Here is a 23,046-nt window from a genome sequence, read left to right on the forward strand (position 1 = left end):
GTTACGGGCGACATGTTAAGAAAAGCCGGTTTTCTATGCATGTCATTCAGATGGTTTTCAGGCACTTTGCTGCGGCCACATCGCCTCATTCAATTCCTCAAGCACGGTATCCAGCTGCTCTCCCAGCACCTTGTTCATCTGCTTCGCCCCGCCATCATCGGCAAACCGGTGGTTCACAAACGTCCGGTCGATGATGACTTCGTGCACCAGTTGCTTGGCCAGGCGTTCCAGCCATTTGCGCTGGTTCGGGGTCCAGTTGTGCTGGGTGAGAATGCGGTCCATGGCTCCGGCCACACGCTGTTCGAAGGGAATCAGCGGTTCGCCCAGAGCGGCGCGGCGGATGTAGCCGATGATGCTGGCGGCGATGTCTTTGTTGGTCTGGTTGCGCACGGCGCTTTGCAGGCGGGCTTCGGAGTAGCCGTGGTTGTCCAGCAGCAGTTTTACTTCCCGTAGCTGTTCCCGGGTGAGGTCCCGGGGTTTGTTGACCACGACTGCGAGCGCGGCGGACTGGTTGAGTTGCTGTTTGATGAACTCGTTGAAGCTGTCCAGGTAGTCTTCCGGCTTGTCGTGTACACCGTAGCTCTGGATACGTTCGCGGATTTCGTCTTCGTGGTCGGAAATCAGCGGCATATATTCGCTGCCGACCAAGGATTTCACCTCGGCTAGCTGGCTCAGCAGGCCGCTGTGCTGCTTGATGAACTCAGAGGCTTGGCGGGGGCCGAGCTGGTGCAGGTGGGTGTGCAGGGATTTGGGTTCCACGCCCCAGCTCTGGTGCAGCTCGTCCAGTTTCTGTTTCAGTTCCGGGCGGTTTTCGGCTTTGTTGTCAGCTTTGCGCAGCACCCGCATGAGTTTCTGGCTGAGCTGGCTGAGTACCACATCGGCCTGGCTTTCATCGGCTTGTTCACCGGGACTGTTGAAGGCCTTTTCCAGCTGCTCGTCGTCGGTGAGTTCGCCCACCAGTTGTTCCAGGGTGATGTTGGGGTCTTTCACCAGGGGCTTCATGGTGTTCACATCTTGCAGGGCGGCGTAGATGTCCACCGGGTCGTAGATGCGGAACACGGTCTTGCCGATCTCATCACAGCGGCGGGTGGCGCGGCCGATCATCTGCTCGTAAAGAATGCGTGAGCGTATCCGGCGCATGAATACCAGGTTGCAGATACGCGGCACGTCGATGCCGGTGGTCAGCAGGTCCACGGTGATGGCGATGTTGGGGTAACGTTCGTTCTTGTAGCGGCGGATAAGCTGGTCCACCTTGTCGCTCTGACCGGTGATCTTGGCCACGGCGGCTTCGTTGTAGCGGCCGTTGTAGAGATCCTTGAAGGCATCGTCCAGCAGGCGTTTGACCATGTCCGCGTGCAGGTCGGTGGCACAGAAAATCAGGGTTTTCTCGTCGCCGAACGGGTCCAGCTCCTGTACCAGCTGTTCACAGATCACCCGGTTGAAGTTCTCGTTGATTACCCGCCGGTTGAAGGCGTCCACTTCGAAGCTGAGTTCGTCTTCCAGTTCGGTGGTGTCCAGTTCGCCGGTCCGGGTGTTGATGACTTCGACCGGCTTGCCCTTCTCGAAGGTAATGCCGTTCTGGCTGAGCAGGGTTTCGTAGCGAATGGGTGGTTCGTGGTCGATCAGCCAGTCATCCGCCACGGCTTCCCGGTAGGAGTAGGTGTACACGGGTTTGCCGAAGATTTCGCTGGTGTGCTTGGCCGGGGTGGCGGTCAGGCCGATTTTCACCGCATCGAAGTAATCCAGTACCCGGCGGTAGCTGGACAGGTACTGGCTGGTGTCGCGCAGAGCGAGTTCGCCTTCGGTCATTTCCTGGTCCAGGGTGTAGCCCCGGTGGGCTTCGTCGATGATGATGCAGTCGAACTGGTCGATGGGCGGCGGGTTGTCGCTCATGAAGATGCGTTTGACCATGGCCTGCACGGTGGCCACCTGGATGCGGGTTTCCGCTTCGGCGGCCATGTCGCCCAGCTCGGCCACGTTGTAGATCTTGCTGAGGGGGTGGTTCTGCTCCAGTGGTGCTTCGTTGAAGGCGTCGATGGCTTGCTGGCCCAGGGCGGTGCGGTCCACCAGAAACAGGATGCGGTGAAAGCGTTCGGCTTTCAGGAAACGGTACATCAACCCGATGATGGTGCGGGTTTTACCGGTGCCGGTGGCCATGGCCAGCAGGGCGGTGCGAACGCCTCGGGCCAGAGCGTGTTCGGTGGCGACAATGGCCTTCTGCTGATAGTCCCGCAGTTTCAGGTAGCCGAAGGGCTCGTCTTTTAACAGTTTCTCGGCGTTTTCTTTGTCCCGTTCCAGCAAATCCAGCAGGCCGCCCGGCGTGTGGAACTGCGGCAGTGCCCGGCGCAGGTTGCAGGGCTCGCGCACATCCCGGAACCAGGTGCCGGACTGCTCCGCCAGTTGCGGTACATAGGGCCGGCCGTTGCAGGAATACACGAAGGGCACGTGGTAATGGCCGCTTTCGTCTGCGGGCCATGCGATGGTGCGGCCCATCAACTCCCAGGCGCCGACTAACGGAGCTTCCACTTTGAAGCCCTTGCTGTAGCGCTCGGCCTGGCGAATTTTACCGGCCACGTTGGTGTTTTCTTTCTTGGCTTCCACCACGGCAATGGGTGTTAGGCCGGCAAACAGCACGTAATCCGCCCTGCCTTTTTCGCCGTTGTGGTTGGTGGGCCACTCGGCAATGGCGCGGTAGTGGCCTTTCTCCGGGCGGGCGCCTTTCTGGAAGGTGATGTCCTGGCTGTCGGCTTCCCAGCCCGCTTCCTGCAGTTGCTGGTCGATGAGGATACGGGTGAGTTCTTCGTTCAGTACCAGGGTGTCGGTGGCAGCTTTGGTTTTCTTGGCCACCTGTTGGCGCTGCTGGTTAACCGTCTGCTCGCCCTGCTCCGTGAGCTGTTGTTGCAGGGCTTTGATCTTTTGCTCGTAGGCCTGTTGCTGTTGGCTCAGGGCCTGTTCGTGCTGGCGGGCCTGCTCGGCCAGGGCGCGGGATTCTTCATCCATGGCCACGGCCAGGGCTTCGTATTCGGCCTTCTCTTTTTCGATCAGCTGGCTGAGCTGCTGGCTGCCCTCCAGCGCCATGTTGGCGTGTTGCAGATCGTGCCGGAGCTTCTCGATGTCACTCTGGAGCTGGCGCAACTGGGCGCTGGGGTCAGCGGGCGGTACGAAGGGGCCGGACTTGAAGCTGGCACCGGCTTTGCCAAAAGAACGGTGAAACCAGATGGCCAGGGCCCGCGCCACTTTCAGGCCATCCATGGCTTCTTTGTGTTGGGTGCGGAACTGGTGAGTGGCTTTGTTGCCTTCAATCCGCAGGATATGGAACAGCTCTTTGATCTGCGGTTCCAGGCGCAATTCCCGGTTCAGGCGGTAGAGCAGTTCGGACTGGCTGGTTTGTTCGTCAAACTCGATGCCGGAGAGCGCGGCCAGATGCTGGGCCAGGGCTTCGCCTAGCTGGCGGAGTTTGATCAGAGTGGTGTTGGGGTCACTGGAGAAAGCCCCCTCAGCAGCGGATGCCAACTGAACAAAAAGCGCGTCATGCTCGGCTAGGAAACTAAAATTTGTTGAGATTTGGTCGCTGACTCGCACAAACGGCTCCATGTCATCTGCATTTAGCACTTACTAAGAAAGATTCAGCTTTCAGCATTATGCTACTAATCAATGGACTTTATCAGGGTGGTGCGAAATGACCACCCATAACGCAGCTAAATATACAGAATACTTAATTCATCAGCAGTGCTGCAGGAGCAAGCCAATCCATGACCGATGTAGTGGCCAAAGCTTTGCAGCAAACCCGCCTCATTCACGAGGGGGCCGATTTCTTCACTGGTCAACGGGTAGAAACCGCTTTGCACGCGCTTGCGATTGGTAGCATGGGCACGATGATGCTGGCAATGATGTCACGGGTATCGCTAGGCCACACAGGTCGCGCCATTCGCACACTGCCAGGGATTGGGGTCGCGTTAGCGGTGCTGCTTATCGCTGCGCTGCTACGCTCGATATGGTTAATGCTCTTTCCTCAATCTAGCCACTGGGTTTACAGCGTCGTCATTATTGCCTGGTGCTTAAGCTATCTAGTGTTTGTGTTGCACTACGCTGTGCCACTGTGGAGCGCGCGTGTTGATGGCGAGGACGGCTAACCATCGCCAATTATTGGCGCGGCATACAGCAAGGGAGGATGAGGGTGATTGAACACTACTTAATACTGAAACATCTGCATATCACAGCGGCTTATGCCAGCCTGGCATTTTTTGTTCTACGGGCATTCTGGTCGGTTCGGGGAGTAGCTTTACTGCAAGCGCGCTGGGTTAAAATCGTACCCCATCTGATGGATACCCTACTGCTCACACTCGGGGTAACACTGGCCGTTATACTCAACTTCTGGCCACTACCGCTCTGGCTGAGCGCCAAAATCACCGCGCTTGTGATTTATATTTTGCTCGGCACTGTCGCTATCAAACGTGGTAAAACACCTAAAATTCGTGCTACTGCCGCTATCGCCGCGGTTTTAGTGTTCGCTTATATAATCGGCGCTGCGGTAGAGCGCTCTGCCCTCTCCTGGCTTGGCTAAGGCATCAACGCTCGTGTCTAGAGGTGGGTAGCATATGAGCCCAGCAAGGCGGAGAAGAAGGTTCACTGTCGCTAGCGTCCTCTTCTGCAAGCGCGGCCAGCGTCGCTTCCTTTAGCACTGGAAGGTGCGACTTCTCTATGTGGCGACTTGCGGTGAGCAGCGTCAAACGCCCCTGCCGTGCATACGTCATTAGCGGTAGCAAATTATCTAGTGCTCTTTCCAGCTCATGACGGTAGCGTGAGTTAAACACTGCTTGGCTAATCTGTTGCTGATGGTAGTGACGGCGTAATTCGTTTGATGGCGCCACCTCCCTGCACCACTCATCCAGTGCCAGGGAGCTGTGCGCTTTCCCGCGTGGCCACAACCGGTCGACTAATAGTCGAGCTCCATCCTGCTCGTCGATAGGGGCGTATACGCGCTTTAGTTCAATGTGATAAATCATCGCTCTGTCACCCTATCCGCTGACAATGCCCTATTTGCTGCTACTCTAGAGATACTATCTCATGTGATGCAAAAAACGGTTTAGCCGATGTTCACTGGAGGGGTTAACGGTGAAAGTAATGGCCTACATGAAGATGCCTTTCAGCTATCGTGAAGGGTGGCGAGAACTTCAGGCAAAGTCTCCCTCAATTCCACTGCTGGCATGGTGTGTGGTGTTACCCATGTCGCTGCTTCCCCCCGTTATGCTCTACTTTGCTGGCACGCATTATGGCGATGCTTTCATGACAGGCTTTGCTGACCGCGAGTGGCGGTTCATCACCACTATTCTCTTTTTAGCTGAACTACTGACCTTTTTCATCATGGGCTGGGTAATCCACGCCGTCGTCAATGGCACGGAGCAGCTCTCCATCAATTATCAAGATGCCTACCTGCTGGCGGCTTTGGCTCCTTTGCCGCTCTGGGCATCTTCATTGGCGCTGGGGGTGCCCAGTCTGCTCTTTAATACGCTAGTGGCGCTCTTTGCACTAGGCATCTCTTGCAGTTTGATTTACCACGGCTTACAAGCGCTCTGCACAAGAAAAGAGCATGACGTCGTCACTATCTCCGCTACCTACACCATTATGTCGGCTGGCATTTTAGGGTGGGGAGTGCTGTTAGCCGTTATTTGGGCTTATTGAGCGGGGATAGGTTTACAGTGATAGTGCATATCGACTAGGGAGCTCAGCTTGTTTGAACCCCCTCCTACTTGCTCTATCGCCACTGCTCAGCAGCACCCTGCGAGTTACGCCGCATTTAACGCTTCGGCTGGGCCAAAGTGCTCAAAGTGTCGCTTCGAAGCTGGTACACCCAAGCGCTCCAGCTCTTGATTAATGAGCACCATAAAACCGTGTGGCCCTACGAAATAGCAACGAGCCTGGGCCGGCAAATAGTCCGATAGTAGACTCCGGTTAATGCGTCCTTGATGATTCCCGCCCGCCTCATTTTCGTAGATGGTGACAGTATTCAACTGGGCGGGGTATGCATTGCGTAACTCCGCCAAATCATCGGCAAAGGCGTGGTGCTCGGCATCTAGTGCAGCATGCAGGTAGGTAACGCTGCGCCCCTGTTCAAGCGCCTGCTTGGCAATTGGCAGCAAGGGTGTTTGACCGACGCCCCCGCTAATCAGCATCAACGGCTCTTTATTACCTGCCAAGATCAACTCACCCGCAGGCGGCAGCAGTTCGATGGTGTCGCCTACGTTAAGCTGATCATGAAAATAGCGGCTTGCTACACCGTGAGCTTCCCGTTTGATAGAGAGCCGATAGGAGTGCCCGTTGGGTACATCCGAAAGGCTATAGTGACGGTAAACCGGTTGGCCACCGATGGTAAGTTTGACACCGATATATTGCCCTGGGAGGTGGGCGGCAACTTGGCCACCATCTTCAGGTTCGAGAATGAACGAGCGAATCACGCAGCTTTCCTGGTGGGTTTTCGCAATACGAAAACGTCGAGCACCACGCCAACCGCCTGGCTCCTGCTCAAAAGCTTGGTAGCGCTGCTTTTCCAGGCTTATTAGCAGGTCAGCCAGCTCCTGATAGAGCGCACTCCAGGCATCGGCGACTTCCGGTGTTACTGCATCACCTAGTACTTCACCAATCGCCGCCATCAAACACTCACCCACAATGGGGTATTGATCCGGCTGAATGTCCAGGGCGACGTGCTTATTTACCACGATTTCTAACGTCTCTCTGGCTTTTTGAGGGGACTGGCGTAGCTGCACATAGGCAAGAATCATCCCTGCCAGTGCGCGGGGTTGCCCGCCATTTTGCTGATGCGCTTGATTAAATAGGGGCTTTACCTGGGGGTAGCGCTCAAACATAAGCGGGTAAAAGCGTTGAGTAATCACGTCTAGATGTTCTGCCACCACAGGTGCAGTGGCTTGAACAATCTCTTCTTGCATTGGTGTCAACATAAGCGCCTCATAAGATATATTTTAAATACATCTTTAAAATATCAAGCTTTCCCCTTGGCGTAAACAGAAGTCGAATATCATTTCCGCAGGCCTGCGCAGACCGTACAATAGAGTTTTACTTGAACTGATGGCCCTCTATGCACTTGACTCGCTATACCGATTACGCCATTCGCGTACTTCTCTACCTCGCGGTTAAGGGCGAAGAGCGCACCACGATCAATGAGATAGCACAGACGTTCTCCATCTCACGTAATCACTTGATGAAGATCGTTCAAGAGCTTAATCAGAAGGGGTATCTCACCGCCATACGCGGCAAAAATGGTGGATTATTGCTTGGCCGCTCACCAGAAACGATTTCACTGGGGGCTTTGGTCCGAGATACAGAACATGAGATGGCGCTGGTTGAGTGTTTTCGTGAAGATAATACATGTGTCATCACCCCCTCTTGCCGATTGCAGCCGATTCTGGCGGAAGCGCTCTCTGCATTTTTAAACGTGTTGGATCAATATACGCTTGCCGACTTGTTAGCAGATCGTACTTCACAGCTCTCAACGCTGATGCGTATTCCCACCCTCACCGTTCCCAACTAGCCGCTAAGTACTCGAGCACATATTTTCCGCTATGCTTATCCTGACCCGTTTAGCCAGGACGATAAGCATGGCCTTCCGCTTTGTGCCGCCCCTATCCGATGCTGACCATCAGGCATTAATGGCAACCTACACCTATGGAGAGAAACCGGCCCTGCGTCGTCGGGCTCATGCCATCGTACTGAGCCATCAAGGCCATACCATTGACCAGATCTGCAAGATTCTGACCGTCACCCGGGAAACGGTTTCGCTCTGGTTCGATGCCTGGGAGGCACAGGGCCTCGAAGGGCTCCGGGACAAGCCACGCACCGGTCGGCCCGCTATCTACAGTGATTCGGAGCGGGTACGGTTACTTGAACTCGTCCAAGAGGAACCTCATCAGTTGAAGGCCGTCCAGGCAAGGTTCCAACTGGAAACCGGTAAATGCGCCTGTACCATGACCCTCAAGCGTGCATTAAAAAAATCTGGGCTATAGCTTTAAGCGTACCCGGCGCTCCCTGAAAGGACGGCGCGACGAAACTGAGTTCCGCCATACTCAAGGCCTGCTGGCTGAGCTTCAGCGTTGGGAAGATCGGGGCGAGACGGAGCTGTACTATTTCGATGAATCAGGCTTTACCCAGTCCTCAGCCCTACCTTACGCCTGGAGTCCTATCGGCCACCCCCGGGAAGTGCCGGCCTACTCGCATAGTCAGCGCCTGAACGTACTGGGCTTCCTGAGCCGTCAGAGCAAGCTGATCTACCACTCGACGATAGCAACCATCACCACCGAGGTGGTCATCGACGCCTTCGACCGCCTGGTTGCCCAGAAGCCGCCGGACGCCTTTGCCATCGTGGTGCTGGACAATGCCAGTATCCATCGCTCGGCTCATTTCCAGCGTAAGCGACTAGATTGGCTGAATCAGCGTGTGCATGTCGTCTATCTCTCGCCGTATTCGCCAGAACTGAACCTGATCGAGATTCTTTGGCGCAAGGTCAAGTATGAGTGGCTGCCGTTGACGGCTTACGAAAGCTTCTCGTCCTTGAAAGACCATGTCCATAAGGTACTGTCAGGTTACGGCAGCGAATACCGGATTACTTTTTTATAGTTACTTAGTAGACTAACTATTTTTGGCATACAGGTAGCGCTTTGCAAAGCTCTTCACCTGTTAAGTGCCTAGTCTAAGTTTTCGTGTAATATCCATGCCAGGATTTCTGACACGGACAGAACCATGAAAAAACGCTTCGTTGCCCCTCTCACTGAACCTGAACAACAGACGCTGACCTCCGCCTATCACCATGGCGAGAAGCGCGCTCTCCGTCGTCGGGCGCATGCCATTCTACTGAGTGACCAAGGCCATACGATTAACCAAATCAGTGAGATACTTCAGGTTCGCCGCGATGCCGTATCACGATAGTTCAAGCAATGGGAAGTGTCCGGTTTGGATGGTCTCATCGACAAACCGCGTAGTGGACGAACACCCGTCCTCGATGAACACGATCACAAGCGACTGCAAGCGTTGGTAGCCGAGCATCCCCATCAGATTCGCGCCTTACAGGCTCGATTTCAAGAAGAGACCGGCAAGTCTGTCGCCACGGTGACACTGAGTCGGGCGTTGAAAAAAATGGCTATAGCTTCAAGCGCATTCGGCATTCACTCAAGACCCAGCGTGACGAAACGGACTTTCGCAAAACGTTTGACCAGTTTGTGATCCAGAAGGATCCAGACACCTTCGCCGTTGTGGTGCTCGACAATGCCAGCATGCATCGCTCCAAGGCCTTTAGGCGCAAGAGGGTGGAGTGGATGTCGCAACGTGTGCACCTGATCTATCTGTCTGCCTACTCACCAGAGCTGAATCTGATAGAGATTCTGTGGCGGCAGATGAAGTACACCTGGCTGCCTTTGAGTGCCTATCTCTCGTTTGAACGTCTACGTGAAGAGGTACACCGCTTACTCGGTGGTTACGGAACTGATCACGCGATTAATTTTGAATAGGCACTTATTGAGATCCGCTCTCAAGGTTTTATGCCAGAACACATTTACCTCCCACCAAGTGTTAGCGAGTGACTACTTGAATATTTCGTCAGGGTTGCTGCTTCAGTGACCTTCTTGATTGAGAGGCTCACCATAAAAATACGCCACAAGGTAAATCATTTTGCGATCCACTGATGGCTAATGGTCCGCTGATCTCGTTCTCTTAGGCAGCAACCTCTTGCTCGTCTTCAATCTCTAGTTCGAGATGGAAGTGAGCCGGCCCTGTCAGGTTGACCAAAGCATCAAGGCTGAACTTGTTAATGCGACCGTTCAGCAGATCATTGAGGCGCGGCTGAGTAATTCCTAATCGGCTGGCTGCTTCTTTCTGAGTAATATCCCACTCTCTCACACGGCCAGCAATTTTGGCCATGAGCTCGGAACGGAGCCTCATATTCAACGCCTCTTCAGGCGTATCCTCAATGGCATCCCACACGCTGTCGTAATACTCAATGGTCATTATCTCACCTCACTTAGTAGCTGGACTCAGGGCAGCTCTTTGTATCGTTGTTTGCCCAAATTGATATCTTTCTGGGACGTCTTTTGGGTTTTCTTCTGGAAGCAGTGGAGAATAAATACCACGTCACCTCGACTGGCCACGTAAAAAACCCGAAAGGCACCGTTATGGTCTCGAACACGGATTTCCATTACACCAGAGCCAACGCTTGGCATCGGACGAAAATCGTCTGGCTGACCTCCAGACTGAATTTTGTCTATCTGAAACCCCGCTTCTCTCTTAGCATCCAGTGGGAAGTCACGCAGCCTATCCTTGGAATCTCCGACGAATGCAACAGGTTTCTTGCGCGCCACGCTGACTCCTCAATCACCACAAATATTATATCAATATAGATATAATAAGCTTATCAATTAAATTGCTCAAGCTTTATGTCGAACATTACGAAGTGCCTAAACTCCATCAGGTTTCGCTCATCCATGAATCACATCTAGCGTAAGACTTGGTCTTATCCAGCGTAAGCGTTCATTCCAAGACGTAGTTGACCTACTTCACGTCACGGAGGGGCCTTAAAAATGGTCGGACGTTACGAGATCTCTGATAACGGCTGGGCACAGATTGAAGATATCGTGGCACCTCCTCAAACCATGGGCAGACCCAGGCGGGATGACCGCAAAATGCTCAATGGTATCTTCTGGATGCTTTGCTCTGGCGCCAAATGGCGTGATTTACCTGAGCGTTATGGCCCTTGGTCGACGGTTTATGATCGGTTCCGCAAGTGGCGTGATGACGGCACCTTTGAAGCGGTACTTTCTCGCTTGCAGCTCAAATTACGTGAAGATGGGCTGATGGATCTAGACACATGGATGATCGATGCCACTTCCGTGCGAGCTACACGCGCTGCCGCTGGAGGCGGTAAAAAGGGGGCTCGAAAGAACCGCTAGACAACGCGCTCGGCCGTAGCCGCGGTGGTTTAACAACCAAAATCCATTTGGTTTGTGATCGTCATGGCTGGCCACTGGCGTTCACGCTGTCTCCTGGTCAAGAGGCAGATTCTCGTCACTTCGTTGCGACATTAGAGAGCATTCATCTACCAGGTGGCGTCGGGCGACCTCGCAAACGTAGTCGCTATATGGTGGCTGATAAAGGATACGACAGCGATGAGCTACGTCGTTATTGCGATAGGCATGGCATCAAGTCCGTGATTGCTCAGCGCAATATGCACCGTAGAACCCGGCCTGGACTACCCAGGCGGTTCGATAAACCCAAATATCGGCAACGGAATGCGATAGAGCGTTGCTTTGGCTGGCTTAAAGAATGTCGCCGCATCGCCACACGCTATGAAAAGCTGGTAAGTAGCTTTAAGGCGATGGTATGCATGGCGTGCATCGACCGTTGCTTGCGAGCCAACTTTTCGCACAAAGCCTAGGGAATCGGCTTTCTTGTGCGTGTACGGTAAGCAATGCTTGGGGAAGCAGCTCGTCGGGTTCAGCGCTTTATTTCCCTTCACTTCCTTGAATCCCTGGGCGGCTGCCTGCATATCATGGAGTAACCTTTTTCATGCGATGCAGAGTTTACCCATGTCGATTATTGATCCCCGTACCGGCAACCCGATGACTGCCGACCCTGCTGCGAGCAGTAACGCGCCAACCGGTGGCGAGCGCCCTAGCGTGACTCGTGAAGAGGTCATCATTGAGCTCAACGCAGGCAACATTCAGCAAGTCCTGGAAGCCTCTATGCAGGTGCCAGTGCTGATGGACTGCTGGGCTCCTTGGTGCGAGCCGTGCAAGAACCTGATGCCGGTGCTTGAGAAACTGGCGGTGGAGTACGCTGGAGCCTTCTTGCTGGCAACGCTGGATGTGGAAGCCAACCCAGAGATCGCCGGGCAGTTGGGCGTGCGCTCCGTGCCTGACGTGAAGCTCATTAGCCAAGGCGGCTTAGTAGACAGCTTCCAAGGGGCACTGCCTGAAAAAGAAGTGCGCGAGTGGTTGAACCGCTACTTCCCTGCCCCCGGCGACGCACCGCCCAGCCCCGAAGAGCAGGCGGAAGAAGCCTTGAACGCTGGCGATGCCGCAGGCGCGCGGGAGATTTACCAAACGCTGATTGGCCAATACCCGGAACATTACGCCTACCAAATTGGCCTTGCCAAAGCGCTGGTGGCGGAAGGGCGTGGTGAAGAAGCCCGTAGCGTGCTGGATAACCTGCCGCCAGAGGAGCGCGATGCAGCACCCGCCCGTGGCGTTCGCGCCAGCATCGAGTTCAGCGAACAGGCACTCTCAACAGAAGAGATCGCCGCGCTGGGTGATCGCACTGACAGCGAAGCTCAGTACCAGCGGGCGCTACGCCAAGTGGCCGATGGCCAGTACGACGCAGGCCTGGAGGCTCTGCTGGCGCTGATGAAGCAGGACCGCGCCTATAACGACGACGCGGCCCGCAAAACGCTGCTACAGGTATTCGATGCGCTAGGGGCAGACCATCCACTAACCGTCACCTATCGTCGAAAGCTGTTTGCCCTGCTCTACTAGCACCACCGCATACCTTACGCTTTTAACAGCGTATCCATCCGCGATAACGCCGCTTCCAACTGGGAAGCGGTGGTTCCAAAATTCAAGCGCACAAATCCCGGGCAGCCAAATGCCGCTCCGTCGGATAGCGCCACTCCTGCCTGCTCTAAAAGCGTCTTTGCCGGCGACTCTCCCAGCCCTGCTTCACGCATATCCAGCCACGCTAAATAGGTCGACTCTGGCGCGCTAAGCGACACGCCGGGCCACATCGCCACACGCGCTTCCAATAACTTCCGATGGCCACGCAGTACTTCTAAGAGCTCCTGACGCCAGGGCTCACCGTCACGATAGGCCGCCTCAGCAGCGACTAACCCCAGCACGTTACCATCGGGCAGAAACCCTTTGGTGGCAGCAGCAAAGCGTTGGCGCAGTGTGGCATCGGGAATCACCGCACAGGCGCTGGTGAGCCCGGCTAAGTTGAAGGTTTTTGACGGTGCCCACAGAGTGATCGTGCGCTTAGCTAGCTCAGGGAACATGGCTGCCAAGGGTTGATGGCTCGCGCCCTCCTCCAGCAGCAAATCACAGTGCAGCTCATCAGACACCACCCATAGGTCGTGTCGCTCCACCATCGCTGCCAGCTGTTCTAGCTCCCGCGATGTCCAAACACGCCCGGTAGGATTATGCGGATGGCACCAGAGTAATAGACGTGTCTGTGGCGTGATGGCCGCTTCCAGCGCGGCTATATCCAGATGCCAAGGCTCGCCAGAGGCCGCTGGCTCCGCTAACATCGCCTGTTGCGCTAGCCGCCCAGTGCGTTCAGCCACGGCCAGGAAGGGCGGGTAAATAGGCGCAATGGTCAGCACGCCCTCCCCTGGCTGGGTCAATGCCATGGCAGCAAAGTGCAGCGCGGGCACTACACCGGGTAGCCACTGCTGCCATTCGGGCTCAATGGTCCACGCATAGTGGTGAGCGCTCCACTGGCAAAGGGCCGCTGTGAGCGTGGCGGGCACTTCGCCATAGCCGTAAACGCCGTGGGCCACCCGCCGTTGGAGCGCGTCGATTACCGCAGGCGGCGAATGAAAGTCCATATCGGCGACCCATAACGGCAGCACATCCTGCGCATAGCGGTGCCATTTCTGCGAGGCGTAATTACCTTCGGGAGCGCGTCGCTCGACGGGCGTGGCAAAATCGAACGCCATAACAAATCTCACTTATTTCCACGGGAGTAAATACTGAGCATGCCGCAAGATGACTTTTATACCAAGATGCGCGCTGGCCTATCGGCGCTGTTGCGGCAGTGGCGCTCGCTGGGTCAGGCAGATGCCGACCAGCTGGCACTCATCCTGGCAGAAACCGCTAGGGTCGCTAAACTAGGCACCCCCGATGCTACGCCAAGTGGCGCCACGCTGGAGCAGTGGAGCCAAGACCAGCAGGGCGAGATGCCGCTGTGGGCGCCACGCACGGCAGTGTTTCTGCTCAACCAGATGCCCGCCCGGCCTACCCCACAAAGCGATGAAGAAGCCTGCGCCTGGGCGTACTGCTGGCTGCGTAACCGCTCGTTTGATTCGCTGGACGCAGCCCGCGCCGCCCTGCCTGCCCACTTAGCCGGACCGCTGGACGAGGCCCTGGCAGCTGCCTGGAGCGACCAACAGGGGCTGAGGCTGGTATAGCTTAGCGCCGTTTGCGCCCCGGTGATTTCGGCTTGAAGCCCGAAGGCTTGGTGGCAAGCCAATCGACAAAAGCGCGAATATCGGCATCGTTCATCAACGCTTCCAAACTAGCCAAGCGGTCGGCCAGCTCGCGCTCGCTGTAGAGACGGTGAATGTGCTTATGGCAGGGATGACACAGCCACACAATGGCCGTTAGCCGCTCTTCACGGCTATGGCGCTTTTGATAACGCGGCTTGTTATGCAGCGTCCTTGGAATGAGATGGTGCTTGGTGAGCGGCGATGCACGCTGGCACAGTTCGCAGCCACTGGGTTTAGGCGGCGGAGAGAGCACCTGGGTACCGGAATCCGGTGAAAAGGGCACGGTAAACAGCCTCGCACGCTGGCAACATCTTAACGGTCAATAACACCTAATGTGCTAAAAATCAGCGACATAATAATAGTAACCACATAATAAACGTAAGGAAAACGCCGCATGGTAGAAGTACCACTCACTTGGCAGTTAGCAAAGCTGGGGCTCTCCGTCAGCATGGTTTTGGGCTTAAGCGCTATCGCTGTCCGTGCTAGCCCGCGTATTGCAGGACTACTCTCAGGTTATCCTTTAGGCACCGCACTAGCGCTGTTTTTTATCGGTTTAGAGATCTCACCCGCCTTCGCTACCCAGAGCGCCGTGCATACGCTAGCCGGGTTTACCGCGACAATGGCATTGGGGGCAGGTTATGTGGTCACAGGCCGCCAGCCTGGCATCAAGGGCGTTATTAGCGGTGTGCTGGGAGGCTTTGCCGCGTGGCTGGTCATGAGCACCCTGCTCGCGCAATTCAGCTTTACCCGCTTCAGCGGCACGCTGGTGACGCTTTGTGCCATTGGCGTCTTCAGTTGGCTGTTCCGCTCCATTCCCGATGTGAAGAGTACCGCGAGCAGCGTCTTTTCTTGGCCCGCGCTAGCGGCACGCGCGGGGCTTGCCACTGTTATTATTTTTGCTATCACCCGTATCGCCCACTGGCTCCCCCCAGAGTGGGCAGGCACGCTGGCTGCATTTCCCGTCACCATGCTGCCATTTTTGCTGATCCTGCACGTGGGGCATGGGTATGCCCCCGTCGCCACAGTCATTAAGCATTATCCTATGGGCCTTGGCTCGCTGCTGAGCTATACCCTATGCGTTTCGTACACTTACAGCACGCTGGGGCTTTTCTGGGGAACGCTGGCAGGGTTTCTCGCCGCGACCCTATGGCTGCTTGGCTGGATGCAGTTCACTGCTTGGCAACAACGCCGTAACGCTTGACCAAGCGCTCGCTTGGGTTAATTCTGGGAGGGTTCGTACCTCCCTCGTTCCCTCTAATAATAAGGATAGCGCTATGTTCACTCGCACCATTGAGCCCGCTTTTTACGATACGGATGCCCTCGGCCATATTAATAACACGCGCCTCCCCGCCTGGTTTGAGCTGGCACGCAACGACCTGTTCAAACTGTTTACGCCTGACCTGAACCCTAAACAGTGGCGATTAATCATGGCGCGCATGGAAGTGGATTACCGCGCTGAACTGTTTTACGGCCATGACATCGAAATCCGTACCTATTTAACCCGTTTGGGCAACAGCTCGTTTACCGTCACCCAGGAAGCGCGGCAGCATGGTACGCTAACCAACTTAGGGCATACGGTAATGGTGCAGTACGACCATCAGGAGAAGCGCGCCGTTCCTATTGAGGGTGAGCTGCGCGAGGCGCTGACAGCACATTTGGATACCGCGCCTGCCTCCGCTTAATTCCCCCTGCCATATATGGTGGGGCCTTCCAGGAGTCACCATGGCTATTCGCTATAATCTCTGGATTGATCCTGACAACACGGCGCAGCATCGCGCCGTGGAAGCCGACCTTGAACGCTACTTCATGGAGCGCTTCGCTGATTACCCGCATATCCGCTTGTTCGGCGCAGACCCCTACGATTATGATGCCCCATTCAATCGACTTTACGACGTGCTAATGGCCCGCGCAGCTGAGTATTGCGAGGAGAAATGGCGCTATGTCGCTTCTCCAGAACAGCTTAACCGCTGTTTTTTCCGTGCCGTTGGCCGCTCAAATAAATTTGTTCAAGACGACCGAAAGTGAGAGTTCTACGCAATGGTAATTCGTACCGACCAAGCACCCGACGAGCGCCAGCTGGCGATTATTACCCAACAGCTCGGGCGAGCGCCTCGCGGTATCGAAGCCGTTGCAGCCACGGATACACAGGGCACCCCTTTAGTGCTGCGCATGTCGCCGATTGTGGATGGCAAGCCTTTCCCCACGCTTTACTGGCTCTGCTCCGACCTGCTTAAAATCGAGATTTCGCGCATTGAAGCCGTCGGCGTGATCAAGTCGCTAGAACAGCGTCTGCAGGAAGAACCTGACTTCTTAGCCGCTTACCAACAGAGCCATCGCGATTACGTTGATGCCCGCTGGCGCTTTATGAGCGAGGCTCAGCGCGAAGAAGTGGCACGCCTGGGCTACACCGATGTTCTCACCGAACGCGGTGTAGGCGGCATCAGCAACTGGCAGCAGGTGCGCTGCCTACATACTCAATACGCCCATCATCTGTGCGGTAACAATGTGATTGGACAGTGGATGGACGAACACTACGACGTACAGCGCTGCCTAGACTAGATGTCCTGCAATGCCTCCCGCTGATTCATCCTTAACTCCTCTGCGATAAGGACGCCCCGACTATGTCACGCATCTGTGTTTACCTCGGCTCAAGAGAGGGCAACAGCCCAGCATTCCGCCAAGCCGCCCATACGCTTGGCACGGCTCTTGGGCAACGCGGGCACACCTTGGTATACGGCGGCGCACGCGTCGGACTAATGGGGGAACTGGCCAATGCGGCACTAAACGCGGGTGGCAGCGTCATCGGCGTTATGCCCGACCATCTCGTTGAGCGTGAACAGGCTCATTTCGGCTTAACCGAGCTGATTCGCGTGCCTAATATGCATGAACGTAAAGCCACCATGGCGGCGAACGCTGACGCCTTTATCGCCTTGCCCGGTGGCATTGGCACGTTTGAGGAGTTGTTTGAGATCTGGACCTGGGGCTATTTGGGGCTACACGACAAGCCGATGGGCCTGCTAGATACCGATGGATTTTACGCCCCACTGCTGGCGTTTTTAGACAGCACGGTCAGCCACGGCTTTCTGGCGCAAGCTACACGAGACATGCTGCTTGATGCACCGACGCCCAGCCAGCTATTAGACGCTTTAGAAGCAGAACTAAGCTGAGTACGAGCAGAGTAGAATGGAAATCTATACTTTGGTAGTCAGCGTGCGCGTACGCTGATAGGTGAGCTGAAGCAAGCGAGCATCTTCCCCAGCACGGTGGCGGTGGATGCCACGCTCAGCCACTACCGCCTCTTTGGTATCGCTCCACAGCGCCTGTTGCTCTTCGCTGAGCAGGATGCGTAGCGCTTCCAGACGAAAGCGTGGCAGCATGCCAGCATGGTGGAACAGTAACGACAGCCAGGTATTATCGTAGCCCCAACTATCGCTATAAGCCTTACCTAGCTCCCGCAGTTCATCATTAAGCCACTGGGCAACTTGGCGCACCGGGTAGCCCTCTTTCATCAGCCGATCACGAGAAATACCGTGCAGTAGCTCGGCTTTTGGATCCCAATGGGTCCACTCACCTAATGGCTGAATAAGAAACGCGCAGCAGCTACCGTCAGCACGCGCAATGCCAACTTCAATCGGGTAGCTGCCGCGCCCGAATCCGGACGCTTCAATATCTAGCACTGTGGGTAGCGTCTCGGACACTGACTTCCTCTTTTACGTATCGCAACCTGACTGACGATTTAGGCGGCGGCCATCTCCACTGCTGGCTGTTGCTCTGCCATGCGCTGCCAGTAATCGGCCTGCTCGTGATCTACCGCCAAGCCTAGCTCACCGATTCGGTAAGCACGCGCCAGGCGCTCAGCCGCTAAGTAGTGCCCCGCCTGTGCCGCACGGGCATACCAGGTGACCGCATAATCCTCACGACGGGGGTACTGTACACAGCCGTGCTCGTGAATTTGCGCAACCTGATACTGCGACTTTACATCGCCCGCCTGGGCGGCTTCTAGCACATAGCGCGCACCACGAGCTTTATCTTGTGGAGATAAACTGCGATGGAACAGCATATGCCCGTAAATAGACTGCGCATCTGGGTGCCCCGCTTCTGCACACCGTTTAAACAGTCGCATGGTAAGGCGCTGCGTGCGCGGTGAGCGCGGTAGTAACCAACGAGTATGGAACAACTGTTCGGCCAGTCGAAACTCTAACCGTGTAAACAATGATGATGCCTGCGGCATGGCAAACCACCCTGCCTATCTGTTGAGACCTTCGGCTAACCATCTCACCTTCCGCGACGGCTAACCATACGATAAACCGGCGCTTGGCCGGTCGATGGGCTGGCAAGCATACGCCTGCCTTCGTCGTGACTCAACCCTATTGATTTGCTGCTTTTGTAGACCCTCGCTAACATGCCCCCCACAGGCTGGTATCGGCGATATGGATCGCCACCTTTCCAGACACATTTTCGCCTTAGCGAGGAGACAATCATGCAAACGCGCCCACTGGGTAGAACCGGAATTGAGGTCAGCCGACTCTGTCTAGGCACCATGACCTTTGGTGAGCAAAACAGCGAAACTGAGGCTCATGAACAGCTCGACCGCGCGGTGGCGTTCGGTATTAACTTTATCGACACGGCGGAGATGTATCCAGTTCCCCCAAAAGCAGAGACACAAGGGTTAACAGAGACTTATATCGGTAGTTGGCTAAAAGCACGGGGCGCTCGCGACGATGTCATCATCGCTACCAAAGCGGCAGGCCCAGGTTTGGAGCATATCCGCGGCGGCCCCAAAATGAGCCGGGACCACCTTCATCAAGCTATTGATACCAGCCTTGAGCGTCTGCAAACGGATTACGTCGATCTGTATCAGTTGCACTGGCCTGATCGTAACACCAACTTTTTCGGCAAACTTGGCTACACCCACGCTGAGCAGGAAGACGCCACTCCGTTGGAAGAGACGCTCTCCGCACTTAAAGAGCTGGTCGATGCAGGTAAAATTCGCGCTGTAGGGCTCTCAAATGATACCCCTTGGGGCGTCATGCGGATGTTACAGCTCTCTGATCAACTAGGACTGCCTCGTGTTGCCTCCATCCAAAACCCCTACAATCTGCTGAACCGTTCATTTGAAGTGGGCTTAGCAGAAGTTGCACATCGTGAAGATGTGGGCCTGCTGGCTTACTCACCGCTGGGGTTTGGCGTGCTATCAGGCAAGTATCTTAACGGTGCTCAACCGCCAAAGGGCCGCTTGACGCTCTATGAGCGCTTTAAGCGCTATACCTCGCCGGAGGCAGAGGCCGCTACGCAGGCTTACGTCAACCTAGCCAAAGAGCACGGGCTCGACCCAGCGCAGATGGCACTGGCGTTTATTAACTCGCGCAGCTTTCTTACCAGCAATATCATTGGTGCTACCACCATGGATCAGTTGGAAAGCAACTTGGCCAGCGAGAGCTTGAAGCTGGATGAGGAAGTGTTAACCGCCATCGACGACATCCATCGTCGTATGCCCAATCCTTGCCCTTAACGGCTCCTATCGTGCCGATAGCCTCGGCCACCGCCGAGGCTTGGTATAATCTCTCTCCCTACTCTATTTTCGTTACTCATTTCGGGTAGCGACTCTCTTTTGCCACGGCATAAGGAGCACGCCATGCTGAGCGTTATTTCCCCCGCCAAAACGCTGGACTTTGAAACACCCTCCACCACTCAGAACGTCACCCAACCGGACTTCCTCGACTATAGCCAGCCGTTGATCGACATCTTGCGCGACTACTCACCACAGCAGCTAAGCGATCTCATGGGGATTAGCGATAAGCTGGCCGGACTGAATGCGGCTCGCTTTGCCGATTGGCAGCCGCCCTTCTCGCTTGAAAATGCCAAGCCCGCTGTTCAAGCCTTTCAGGGGGACGTATACACCGGCCTTGAAGCAGAGACGTTTAGCGATGCGGATAATCAGTTTGCCCAGCAGCATTTACGCATTTTGTCGGGGCTTTACGGCTTATTGCGCCCGCTGGATCTTATTCAGCCGTACCGGCTGGAGATGGGCACCAAACTGCCTAATGACGCAGGTAAGGACCTTTACGCTTACTGGAAGCCCACATTAACCACGGCGCTAAATCACGCTATTGCAGAGAGCGGCTCGAAAGCGTTGGTCAACTTAGCATCCAACGAGTACTTCAAAGCCTTGGATGCCAAGAAGCTGGATGCACGGGTGATCACCCCGGTCTTTAAAGACGAGAAGAACGGCACTTTTAAGATTATCAGTTTCTACGCCAAAAAAGCCCGCGGCTTAATGAGCGCCTGGATAATCCGCCAGCAAATCAACGAGCCCGAAGCGCTCACGGGCTTCGATGTAGCGGGTTACCGTTTTGATGCTGCGGCCTCGGAAGGCGATACCCTCGTCTTCACACGCCGGGAAACCGATCGGTAAGGTCAGAAAAGCCTTACTTTTTGGGCGGCTCGCGGCTTAAGAAACCGCCTGTGCACATCTTTAAAAGTGGCTGTATCGCAGCGGTAGAGCCACTCATAGGCCACCATATCGGCAGTGACTGCCACCGCTCCGTTTGCACAAGCCCGCTCCCGAGCCAAGCGTGCTTCTTCCGGTCGGCGGCTGGCGGTCGCTTCGCTTAGCCAAAAAACGTCATATCCAGCTTCTAACAAACCAAGTGCGCTCTGCAGCACGCAGATGTGCGCCTCTGTGCCGCAAATTACCACCTGTTGACGCCCAAGCGCTGCCAGCGCTTTTTTGAAGGCTGGCTCTTCTGCTGAGCTAAAGTGTAGCTTCTGCCATACTTCATGCTCTCCTAAGCCCGCCAACAGCGTTGGCGCAGTGCCACCCAGCCTTTCAGGATACTGCTCGGTCAGCCATACCGGCACTTGCAACGTATTGGCAATGCCAGCCAGCCACTCGGCCTCTTTTATGGCAGCCTCACCGCCCTCAATCACAGGCAGCAGACCGGCTTGAAAGTCGATCATTAATAGGACGCTTTGAGTCTGGTCTAAACGCACTTTTTGCTCCTTTTTTTGTCTTTATAGTCAATCCCACCATCACCTAGGCGAGGCATTACACGGTAAACTGACGCCTGACTACTTTCTACGCGCTTCTCACAGAAGTGTGAAGCACCCTTTGCATCCTTATTGGAGAATCAACATGTTAAGGCAATTCTTTGTCATGCTACTGGTGAGCGTCATGGGCTTTAGCGCCGCAATTGAGCACGCTGAAGCACGCCGTTTAGGCGGCGGCAGCAGTATGGGCAGCGTCTCGCGCTCCGCTGACCGCCCAGCCAGTACACCCGCACAGCAACAGGCGCAGGGCACTCAGCAACAGGGAGCAGGTGCTGCCACCGCTCGCCGTGGTGGTATGGGCGGTATGATGGGTGGGTTACTGGCAGGCGGCCTGCTAGCGGCGCTTTTCTTTGGAGGCGCGTTCGATGAACTGCGCATGATGGATCTCCTGCTGATGGCTGGCATCGCAGCGCTTGCCATCTTCGCTTTCCGCGCCTTTATGCGGCAGCGACGTCCTGCATCTGCCAACGCGGCTGGCTATCAGCGTGAACGCCAGGAGACTCAGCACACACCTGCCAGTAACTTCACAGCAGCGCCTGGCAGCCTTGCAAGCGGTTTGCAGAGCACGCCGGACTGGTTTGATAAAGAGCGTTTTCTCGGCGGTGCAAAAGAGCATTTTATGACGCTTCAGCGCGCTTGGGATAATAACGATTTCAGCCAAATTCAAGAGTACGTTACGCCAGAGCTTTACAACCTGCTGCGTCAAGAACGTGCCGAGCAGCCTGCCAATAACCGTACAGAGGTAGTGCGTCTGTTTGCGGAGCTTGGCGATATTAATGAGTACGACGGCCACGCCGAAGCTACCGTTATTTTCCACGGCATTTTGGAAGAGAATGGTGAGCAAACTGAGTTTAACGAAACGTGGCATTTGACCCGTGCCATGCGCGATCAAGCACCTTGGTATTTGCAGGGTATTGAGCAAAACCCAGGCGCATAAACCTAGCTACATAGGTTAATAAGCCCTAAAACACAAAACAGCCGCTTCTTAGCGGCTGTTTTTGTATCGATATAATTTCAAGCTACTCGATAGCATCATGATAAGCGACAGGCTCGCTTAGTCCTCGGCGGACTCTTCAATATTCTCACCCATCTCTTCTAGGCTATCGCCAGCGTCTTCCATGCTCTCATCGATATTCTCACCAGCCTCTTCCGCTGGGCCTTGATTATCACAAGCGGCCAAACCTCCCATCATCATGGCCATTAGTAATGCGAGTGCAAGCTTCTTCATTAGTGGGGTACTCATATCGCCTCTCCTCCTGAGATGGTGCTTCAATAATAGGTACCCACTCATACTAGTTGCTCACCACGCCTACCGCCACCACAGCCTAGTAACTCCTTGTTATTTAATTTCTTAAAACGATCGTTTCAAGGAAGCTTTGTGCATATCGCTGTATACATTATAGAAAGCAAAAAGCCCCGAGCAGGCAGTGCACGGGGCTTGGGTCATGGCGCGCTTATCGAGCGCACAACAAAAAACCCAGCCGTTTGGCTGGGTTCTTTGCGGTATAAGTGCCTGACGATGACCTACTCTCGCATGGGGAGACCCCACACTACCATCGGCGCTAAGCGGTTTCACTGCTGAGTTCGGCATGGGATCAGGTGGTTCACGCGTGCTATGGTCGTCAGGCGTAACGGGTAATGCATATCATGCTGATGTGTTCGTGACGTGTTGTGTGATCGTCTCTTTCCGTCAGCGCCTTGGCTGGCGGATGCGTATCCGGTGTTTTGAGTGCGTTCAC

At 55.2% G+C, this 23,046-nt stretch carries 27 protein-coding genes, 1 rRNA gene and 1 pseudogene; 17 read left to right on the forward strand and 12 right to left on the reverse strand.

The window, feature by feature from the left end:
• Positions 1-57: 57 nt before the first annotated feature.
• On the reverse strand, positions 58-3,582 hold the full coding sequence (gene hsdR, locus L1249_RS06345; protein ID WP_235253458.1) for a type I restriction-modification system endonuclease: 3,525 nt from the start codon (positions 3,580-3,582) through the stop codon (positions 58-60).
• A 170-nt stretch (positions 3,583-3,752) separates the two neighbouring features.
• Between hsdR and L1249_RS06350 the strand changes: the two genes are divergently transcribed.
• Positions 3,753-4,133, forward strand: a complete 381-nt coding sequence (locus L1249_RS06350; RefSeq protein WP_044629638.1) for an NnrS family protein — start codon at positions 3,753-3,755, stop codon at positions 4,131-4,133.
• A gap of 44 nt (positions 4,134-4,177) precedes the next feature.
• On the forward strand, positions 4,178-4,564 hold the full coding sequence (locus tag L1249_RS06355) for a SirB2 family protein (protein WP_390169053.1): 387 nt from the start codon (positions 4,178-4,180) through the stop codon (positions 4,562-4,564).
• A 4-nt stretch (positions 4,565-4,568) separates the two neighbouring features.
• Here L1249_RS06355 and L1249_RS06360 read toward each other — a convergent pair whose 3' ends face one another.
• Positions 4,569-5,006: a DUF488 domain-containing protein gene (locus tag L1249_RS06360; protein ID WP_044629639.1), complete on the reverse strand. Its 438-nt coding sequence runs from the start codon at positions 5,004-5,006 to the stop codon at positions 4,569-4,571.
• A gap of 118 nt (positions 5,007-5,124) precedes the next feature.
• Here L1249_RS06360 and L1249_RS06365 point away from each other — a divergent pair, with 118 nt between their 5' ends.
• Entirely contained in the window at positions 5,125-5,682 is a 558-nt protein-coding gene (locus L1249_RS06365) for a YIP1 family protein (protein WP_044629640.1), read from the forward strand.
• A gap of 104 nt (positions 5,683-5,786) precedes the next feature.
• On the opposite strand, the gene hmpA is transcribed toward L1249_RS06365, so the two are convergent.
• A complete protein-coding gene (gene hmpA / locus L1249_RS06370; protein WP_044629641.1) occupies positions 5,787-6,956 on the reverse strand; it encodes an NO-inducible flavohemoprotein in 1,170 nt (389 codons plus the stop codon).
• Positions 6,957-7,093: 137 nt separating this feature from the next.
• Here hmpA and L1249_RS06375 point away from each other — a divergent pair, with 137 nt between their 5' ends.
• The 3 genes and pseudogenes from L1249_RS06375 (at position 7,094) to L1249_RS06385 (ending at position 9,515) form a co-directional block, all read left to right on the forward strand.
• Positions 7,094-7,546: an RrF2 family transcriptional regulator gene (locus L1249_RS06375; RefSeq protein ID WP_044629642.1), complete on the forward strand. Its 453-nt coding sequence runs from the start codon at positions 7,094-7,096 to the stop codon at positions 7,544-7,546.
• A gap of 67 nt (positions 7,547-7,613) precedes the next feature.
• Positions 7,614-8,628 (forward strand): IS630 family transposase gene (locus L1249_RS06380; protein WP_137093693.1). Its coding sequence is split into 2 segments (ribosomal slippage): positions 7,614-8,009 and positions 8,011-8,628, totalling 1,014 coding nucleotides; the frame shifts between segments, so codons are not numbered across the junction.
• A gap of 123 nt (positions 8,629-8,751) precedes the next feature.
• A pseudogene (locus tag L1249_RS06385) lies at positions 8,752-9,515 on the forward strand (transposase).
• Positions 9,516-9,717: 202 nt separating this feature from the next.
• On the opposite strand, the gene L1249_RS06390 reads toward L1249_RS06385, so the two are convergent.
• Positions 9,718-10,011 (reverse strand): helix-turn-helix domain-containing protein, encoded by a 294-nt coding sequence (locus tag L1249_RS06390; protein ID WP_044629646.1) that lies wholly within the window; start codon positions 10,009-10,011, stop codon positions 9,718-9,720.
• 26 nt (positions 10,012-10,037) lie between these two features.
• On the reverse strand, positions 10,038-10,361 hold the full coding sequence (locus L1249_RS06395) for a type II toxin-antitoxin system RelE/ParE family toxin (protein WP_044629647.1): 324 nt from the start codon (positions 10,359-10,361) through the stop codon (positions 10,038-10,040).
• A 219-nt stretch (positions 10,362-10,580) separates the two neighbouring features.
• Here L1249_RS06395 and L1249_RS06400 point away from each other — a divergent pair.
• A protein-coding gene (locus L1249_RS06400; protein WP_137093691.1) for an IS5 family transposase occupies positions 10,581-11,434 on the forward strand; the annotation gives its coding sequence in 2 pieces (ribosomal slippage) (positions 10,581-10,934 and positions 10,937-11,434; 852 coding nt in all).
• A 151-nt stretch (positions 11,435-11,585) separates the two neighbouring features.
• Positions 11,586-12,530: a thioredoxin family protein gene (locus L1249_RS06405; protein WP_044630721.1), complete on the forward strand. Its 945-nt coding sequence runs from the start codon at positions 11,586-11,588 to the stop codon at positions 12,528-12,530.
• 14 nt (positions 12,531-12,544) lie between these two features.
• Here the strand turns inward: L1249_RS06405 and L1249_RS06410 are convergent, their stop codons facing one another.
• The gene (locus L1249_RS06410) at positions 12,545-13,708 is read right to left on the reverse strand and encodes a MalY/PatB family protein (RefSeq protein WP_235253460.1); all 1,164 of its coding nucleotides are present in this window, start codon (positions 13,706-13,708) and stop codon (positions 12,545-12,547) included.
• Positions 13,709-13,747: 39 nt separating this feature from the next.
• Between L1249_RS06410 and L1249_RS06415 the strand changes: the two genes are divergently transcribed.
• Positions 13,748-14,179 carry a hypothetical protein gene (locus L1249_RS06415; RefSeq protein WP_044630719.1) on the forward strand — a complete coding sequence of 144 codons (432 nt, stop codon included), beginning with the start codon at positions 13,748-13,750 and terminating at the stop codon, positions 14,177-14,179.
• A gap of 1 nt (position 14,180) precedes the next feature.
• On the opposite strand, the gene L1249_RS06420 is transcribed toward L1249_RS06415, so the two are convergent.
• Complete coding sequence (locus tag L1249_RS06420) at positions 14,181-14,540, reverse strand: hypothetical protein (protein ID WP_044630718.1); 360 nt, start codon at positions 14,538-14,540, stop codon at positions 14,181-14,183.
• A 111-nt stretch (positions 14,541-14,651) separates the two neighbouring features.
• Here L1249_RS06420 and L1249_RS06425 point away from each other — a divergent pair, with 111 nt between their 5' ends.
• From L1249_RS06425 to L1249_RS06445, 5 genes are all read left to right on the forward strand, one after another.
• A complete protein-coding gene (locus L1249_RS06425; RefSeq protein ID WP_062363178.1) occupies positions 14,652-15,458 on the forward strand; it encodes a hypothetical protein in 807 nt (268 codons plus the stop codon).
• Positions 15,459-15,531: 73 nt separating this feature from the next.
• On the forward strand, positions 15,532-15,939 hold the full coding sequence (locus L1249_RS06430) for an acyl-CoA thioesterase (RefSeq protein WP_044630716.1): 408 nt from the start codon (positions 15,532-15,534) through the stop codon (positions 15,937-15,939).
• Positions 15,940-15,979: 40 nt separating this feature from the next.
• Positions 15,980-16,282, forward strand: coding sequence for a hypothetical protein (locus tag L1249_RS06435; RefSeq protein WP_044630715.1), 303 nt, complete (start codon positions 15,980-15,982; stop codon positions 16,280-16,282).
• A gap of 12 nt (positions 16,283-16,294) precedes the next feature.
• Positions 16,295-16,816: a DUF501 domain-containing protein gene (locus L1249_RS06440; RefSeq protein ID WP_235253462.1), complete on the forward strand. Its 522-nt coding sequence runs from the start codon at positions 16,295-16,297 to the stop codon at positions 16,814-16,816.
• Between the two features lie 62 nt (positions 16,817-16,878).
• The gene (locus tag L1249_RS06445) at positions 16,879-17,424 is read left to right on the forward strand and encodes a TIGR00730 family Rossman fold protein (RefSeq protein WP_058579720.1); all 546 of its coding nucleotides are present in this window, start codon (positions 16,879-16,881) and stop codon (positions 17,422-17,424) included.
• Between the two features lie 24 nt (positions 17,425-17,448).
• Here the strand turns inward: L1249_RS06445 and L1249_RS06450 are convergent, their stop codons facing one another.
• Both L1249_RS06450 and L1249_RS06455 read right to left on the reverse strand, forming a co-directional pair.
• Complete coding sequence (locus tag L1249_RS06450) at positions 17,449-17,955, reverse strand: hypothetical protein (RefSeq protein ID WP_235253463.1); 507 nt, start codon at positions 17,953-17,955, stop codon at positions 17,449-17,451.
• A gap of 38 nt (positions 17,956-17,993) precedes the next feature.
• Entirely contained in the window at positions 17,994-18,488 is a 495-nt protein-coding gene (locus L1249_RS06455; RefSeq protein ID WP_058579721.1) for a tetratricopeptide repeat protein, read from the reverse strand.
• A gap of 249 nt (positions 18,489-18,737) precedes the next feature.
• Here L1249_RS06455 and L1249_RS06460 point away from each other — a divergent pair, with 249 nt between their 5' ends.
• Together L1249_RS06460 and yaaA are read left to right on the forward strand one after the other, a co-directional pair.
• Positions 18,738-19,769, forward strand: coding sequence for an NADP(H)-dependent aldo-keto reductase (locus L1249_RS06460; RefSeq protein WP_058579722.1), 1,032 nt, complete (start codon positions 18,738-18,740; stop codon positions 19,767-19,769).
• A gap of 123 nt (positions 19,770-19,892) precedes the next feature.
• Positions 19,893-20,672, forward strand: coding sequence for a peroxide stress protein YaaA (gene yaaA / locus L1249_RS06465; protein ID WP_235253464.1), 780 nt, complete (start codon positions 19,893-19,895; stop codon positions 20,670-20,672).
• Between the two features lie 2 nt (positions 20,673-20,674).
• On the opposite strand, the gene L1249_RS06470 is transcribed toward yaaA, so the two are convergent.
• Complete coding sequence (locus L1249_RS06470; protein WP_058579724.1) at positions 20,675-21,250, reverse strand: isochorismatase family protein; 576 nt, start codon at positions 21,248-21,250, stop codon at positions 20,675-20,677.
• A gap of 142 nt (positions 21,251-21,392) precedes the next feature.
• Between L1249_RS06470 and L1249_RS06475 the strand changes: the two genes are divergently transcribed.
• Positions 21,393-22,244, forward strand: a complete 852-nt coding sequence (locus tag L1249_RS06475) for a Tim44 domain-containing protein (protein WP_044630707.1) — start codon at positions 21,393-21,395, stop codon at positions 22,242-22,244.
• Between the two features lie 117 nt (positions 22,245-22,361).
• Here the strand turns inward: L1249_RS06475 and L1249_RS06480 are convergent, their stop codons facing one another.
• Together L1249_RS06480 and rrf are read right to left on the reverse strand one after the other, a co-directional pair.
• Positions 22,362-22,550, reverse strand: coding sequence for a hypothetical protein (locus L1249_RS06480; protein WP_044630706.1), 189 nt, complete (start codon positions 22,548-22,550; stop codon positions 22,362-22,364).
• Positions 22,551-22,818: 268 nt separating this feature from the next.
• Positions 22,819-22,934 (reverse strand): 5S ribosomal RNA (gene rrf / locus L1249_RS06485).
• Between the last annotated feature and the right edge of the window lie 112 nt (positions 22,935-23,046).

Origin of the sequence: Halomonas sp. Cn5-12 (assembly GCF_021532545.1) — a bacterium.
In the GTDB taxonomy this organism is placed as follows: Bacteria; Pseudomonadota; Gammaproteobacteria; order Pseudomonadales; family Halomonadaceae; genus Vreelandella; species Vreelandella aquamarina.

What these genes read in the sequence shown, in the direction of transcription:
- L1249_RS06390 (WP_044629646.1), bottom strand. Translation starts at nt 10,011, where the DNA reads ATGACCATTGAGTATTACGACAGCGTGTGGGATGCCATTGAGGATACG.
- L1249_RS06375 (WP_044629642.1), top strand. Translation starts at nt 7,094, where the DNA reads ATGCACTTGACTCGCTATACCGATTACGCCATTCGCGTACTTCTCTAC.
- L1249_RS06480 (WP_044630706.1), bottom strand. Translation starts at nt 22,550, where the DNA reads ATGAGTACCCCACTAATGAAGAAGCTTGCACTCGCATTACTAATGGCC.
- L1249_RS06350 (WP_044629638.1), top strand. Translation starts at nt 3,753, where the DNA reads ATGACCGATGTAGTGGCCAAAGCTTTGCAGCAAACCCGCCTCATTCAC.
- L1249_RS06405 (WP_044630721.1), top strand. Translation starts at nt 11,586, where the DNA reads ATGTCGATTATTGATCCCCGTACCGGCAACCCGATGACTGCCGACCCT.
- L1249_RS06410 (WP_235253460.1), bottom strand. Translation starts at nt 13,708, where the DNA reads ATGGCGTTCGATTTTGCCACGCCCGTCGAGCGACGCGCTCCCGAAGGT.
- L1249_RS06430 (WP_044630716.1), top strand. Translation starts at nt 15,532, where the DNA reads ATGTTCACTCGCACCATTGAGCCCGCTTTTTACGATACGGATGCCCTC.
- L1249_RS06475 (WP_044630707.1), top strand. Translation starts at nt 21,393, where the DNA reads ATGTTAAGGCAATTCTTTGTCATGCTACTGGTGAGCGTCATGGGCTTT.
- L1249_RS06440 (WP_235253462.1), top strand. Translation starts at nt 16,295, where the DNA reads ATGGTAATTCGTACCGACCAAGCACCCGACGAGCGCCAGCTGGCGATT.
- L1249_RS06460 (WP_058579722.1), top strand. Translation starts at nt 18,738, where the DNA reads ATGCAAACGCGCCCACTGGGTAGAACCGGAATTGAGGTCAGCCGACTC.
- L1249_RS06445 (WP_058579720.1), top strand. Translation starts at nt 16,879, where the DNA reads ATGTCACGCATCTGTGTTTACCTCGGCTCAAGAGAGGGCAACAGCCCA.
- hmpA (WP_044629641.1), bottom strand. Translation starts at nt 6,956, where the DNA reads ATGTTGACACCAATGCAAGAAGAGATTGTTCAAGCCACTGCACCTGTG.
- L1249_RS06435 (WP_044630715.1), top strand. Translation starts at nt 15,980, where the DNA reads ATGGCTATTCGCTATAATCTCTGGATTGATCCTGACAACACGGCGCAG.
- L1249_RS06365 (WP_044629640.1), top strand. Translation starts at nt 5,125, where the DNA reads ATGGCCTACATGAAGATGCCTTTCAGCTATCGTGAAGGGTGGCGAGAA.
- yaaA (WP_235253464.1), top strand. Translation starts at nt 19,893, where the DNA reads ATGCTGAGCGTTATTTCCCCCGCCAAAACGCTGGACTTTGAAACACCC.
- L1249_RS06455 (WP_058579721.1), bottom strand. Translation starts at nt 18,488, where the DNA reads ATGCCGCAGGCATCATCATTGTTTACACGGTTAGAGTTTCGACTGGCC.
- L1249_RS06360 (WP_044629639.1), bottom strand. Translation starts at nt 5,006, where the DNA reads ATGATTTATCACATTGAACTAAAGCGCGTATACGCCCCTATCGACGAG.
- L1249_RS06425 (WP_062363178.1), top strand. Translation starts at nt 14,652, where the DNA reads ATGGTAGAAGTACCACTCACTTGGCAGTTAGCAAAGCTGGGGCTCTCC.
- L1249_RS06415 (WP_044630719.1), top strand. Translation starts at nt 13,748, where the DNA reads ATGCCGCAAGATGACTTTTATACCAAGATGCGCGCTGGCCTATCGGCG.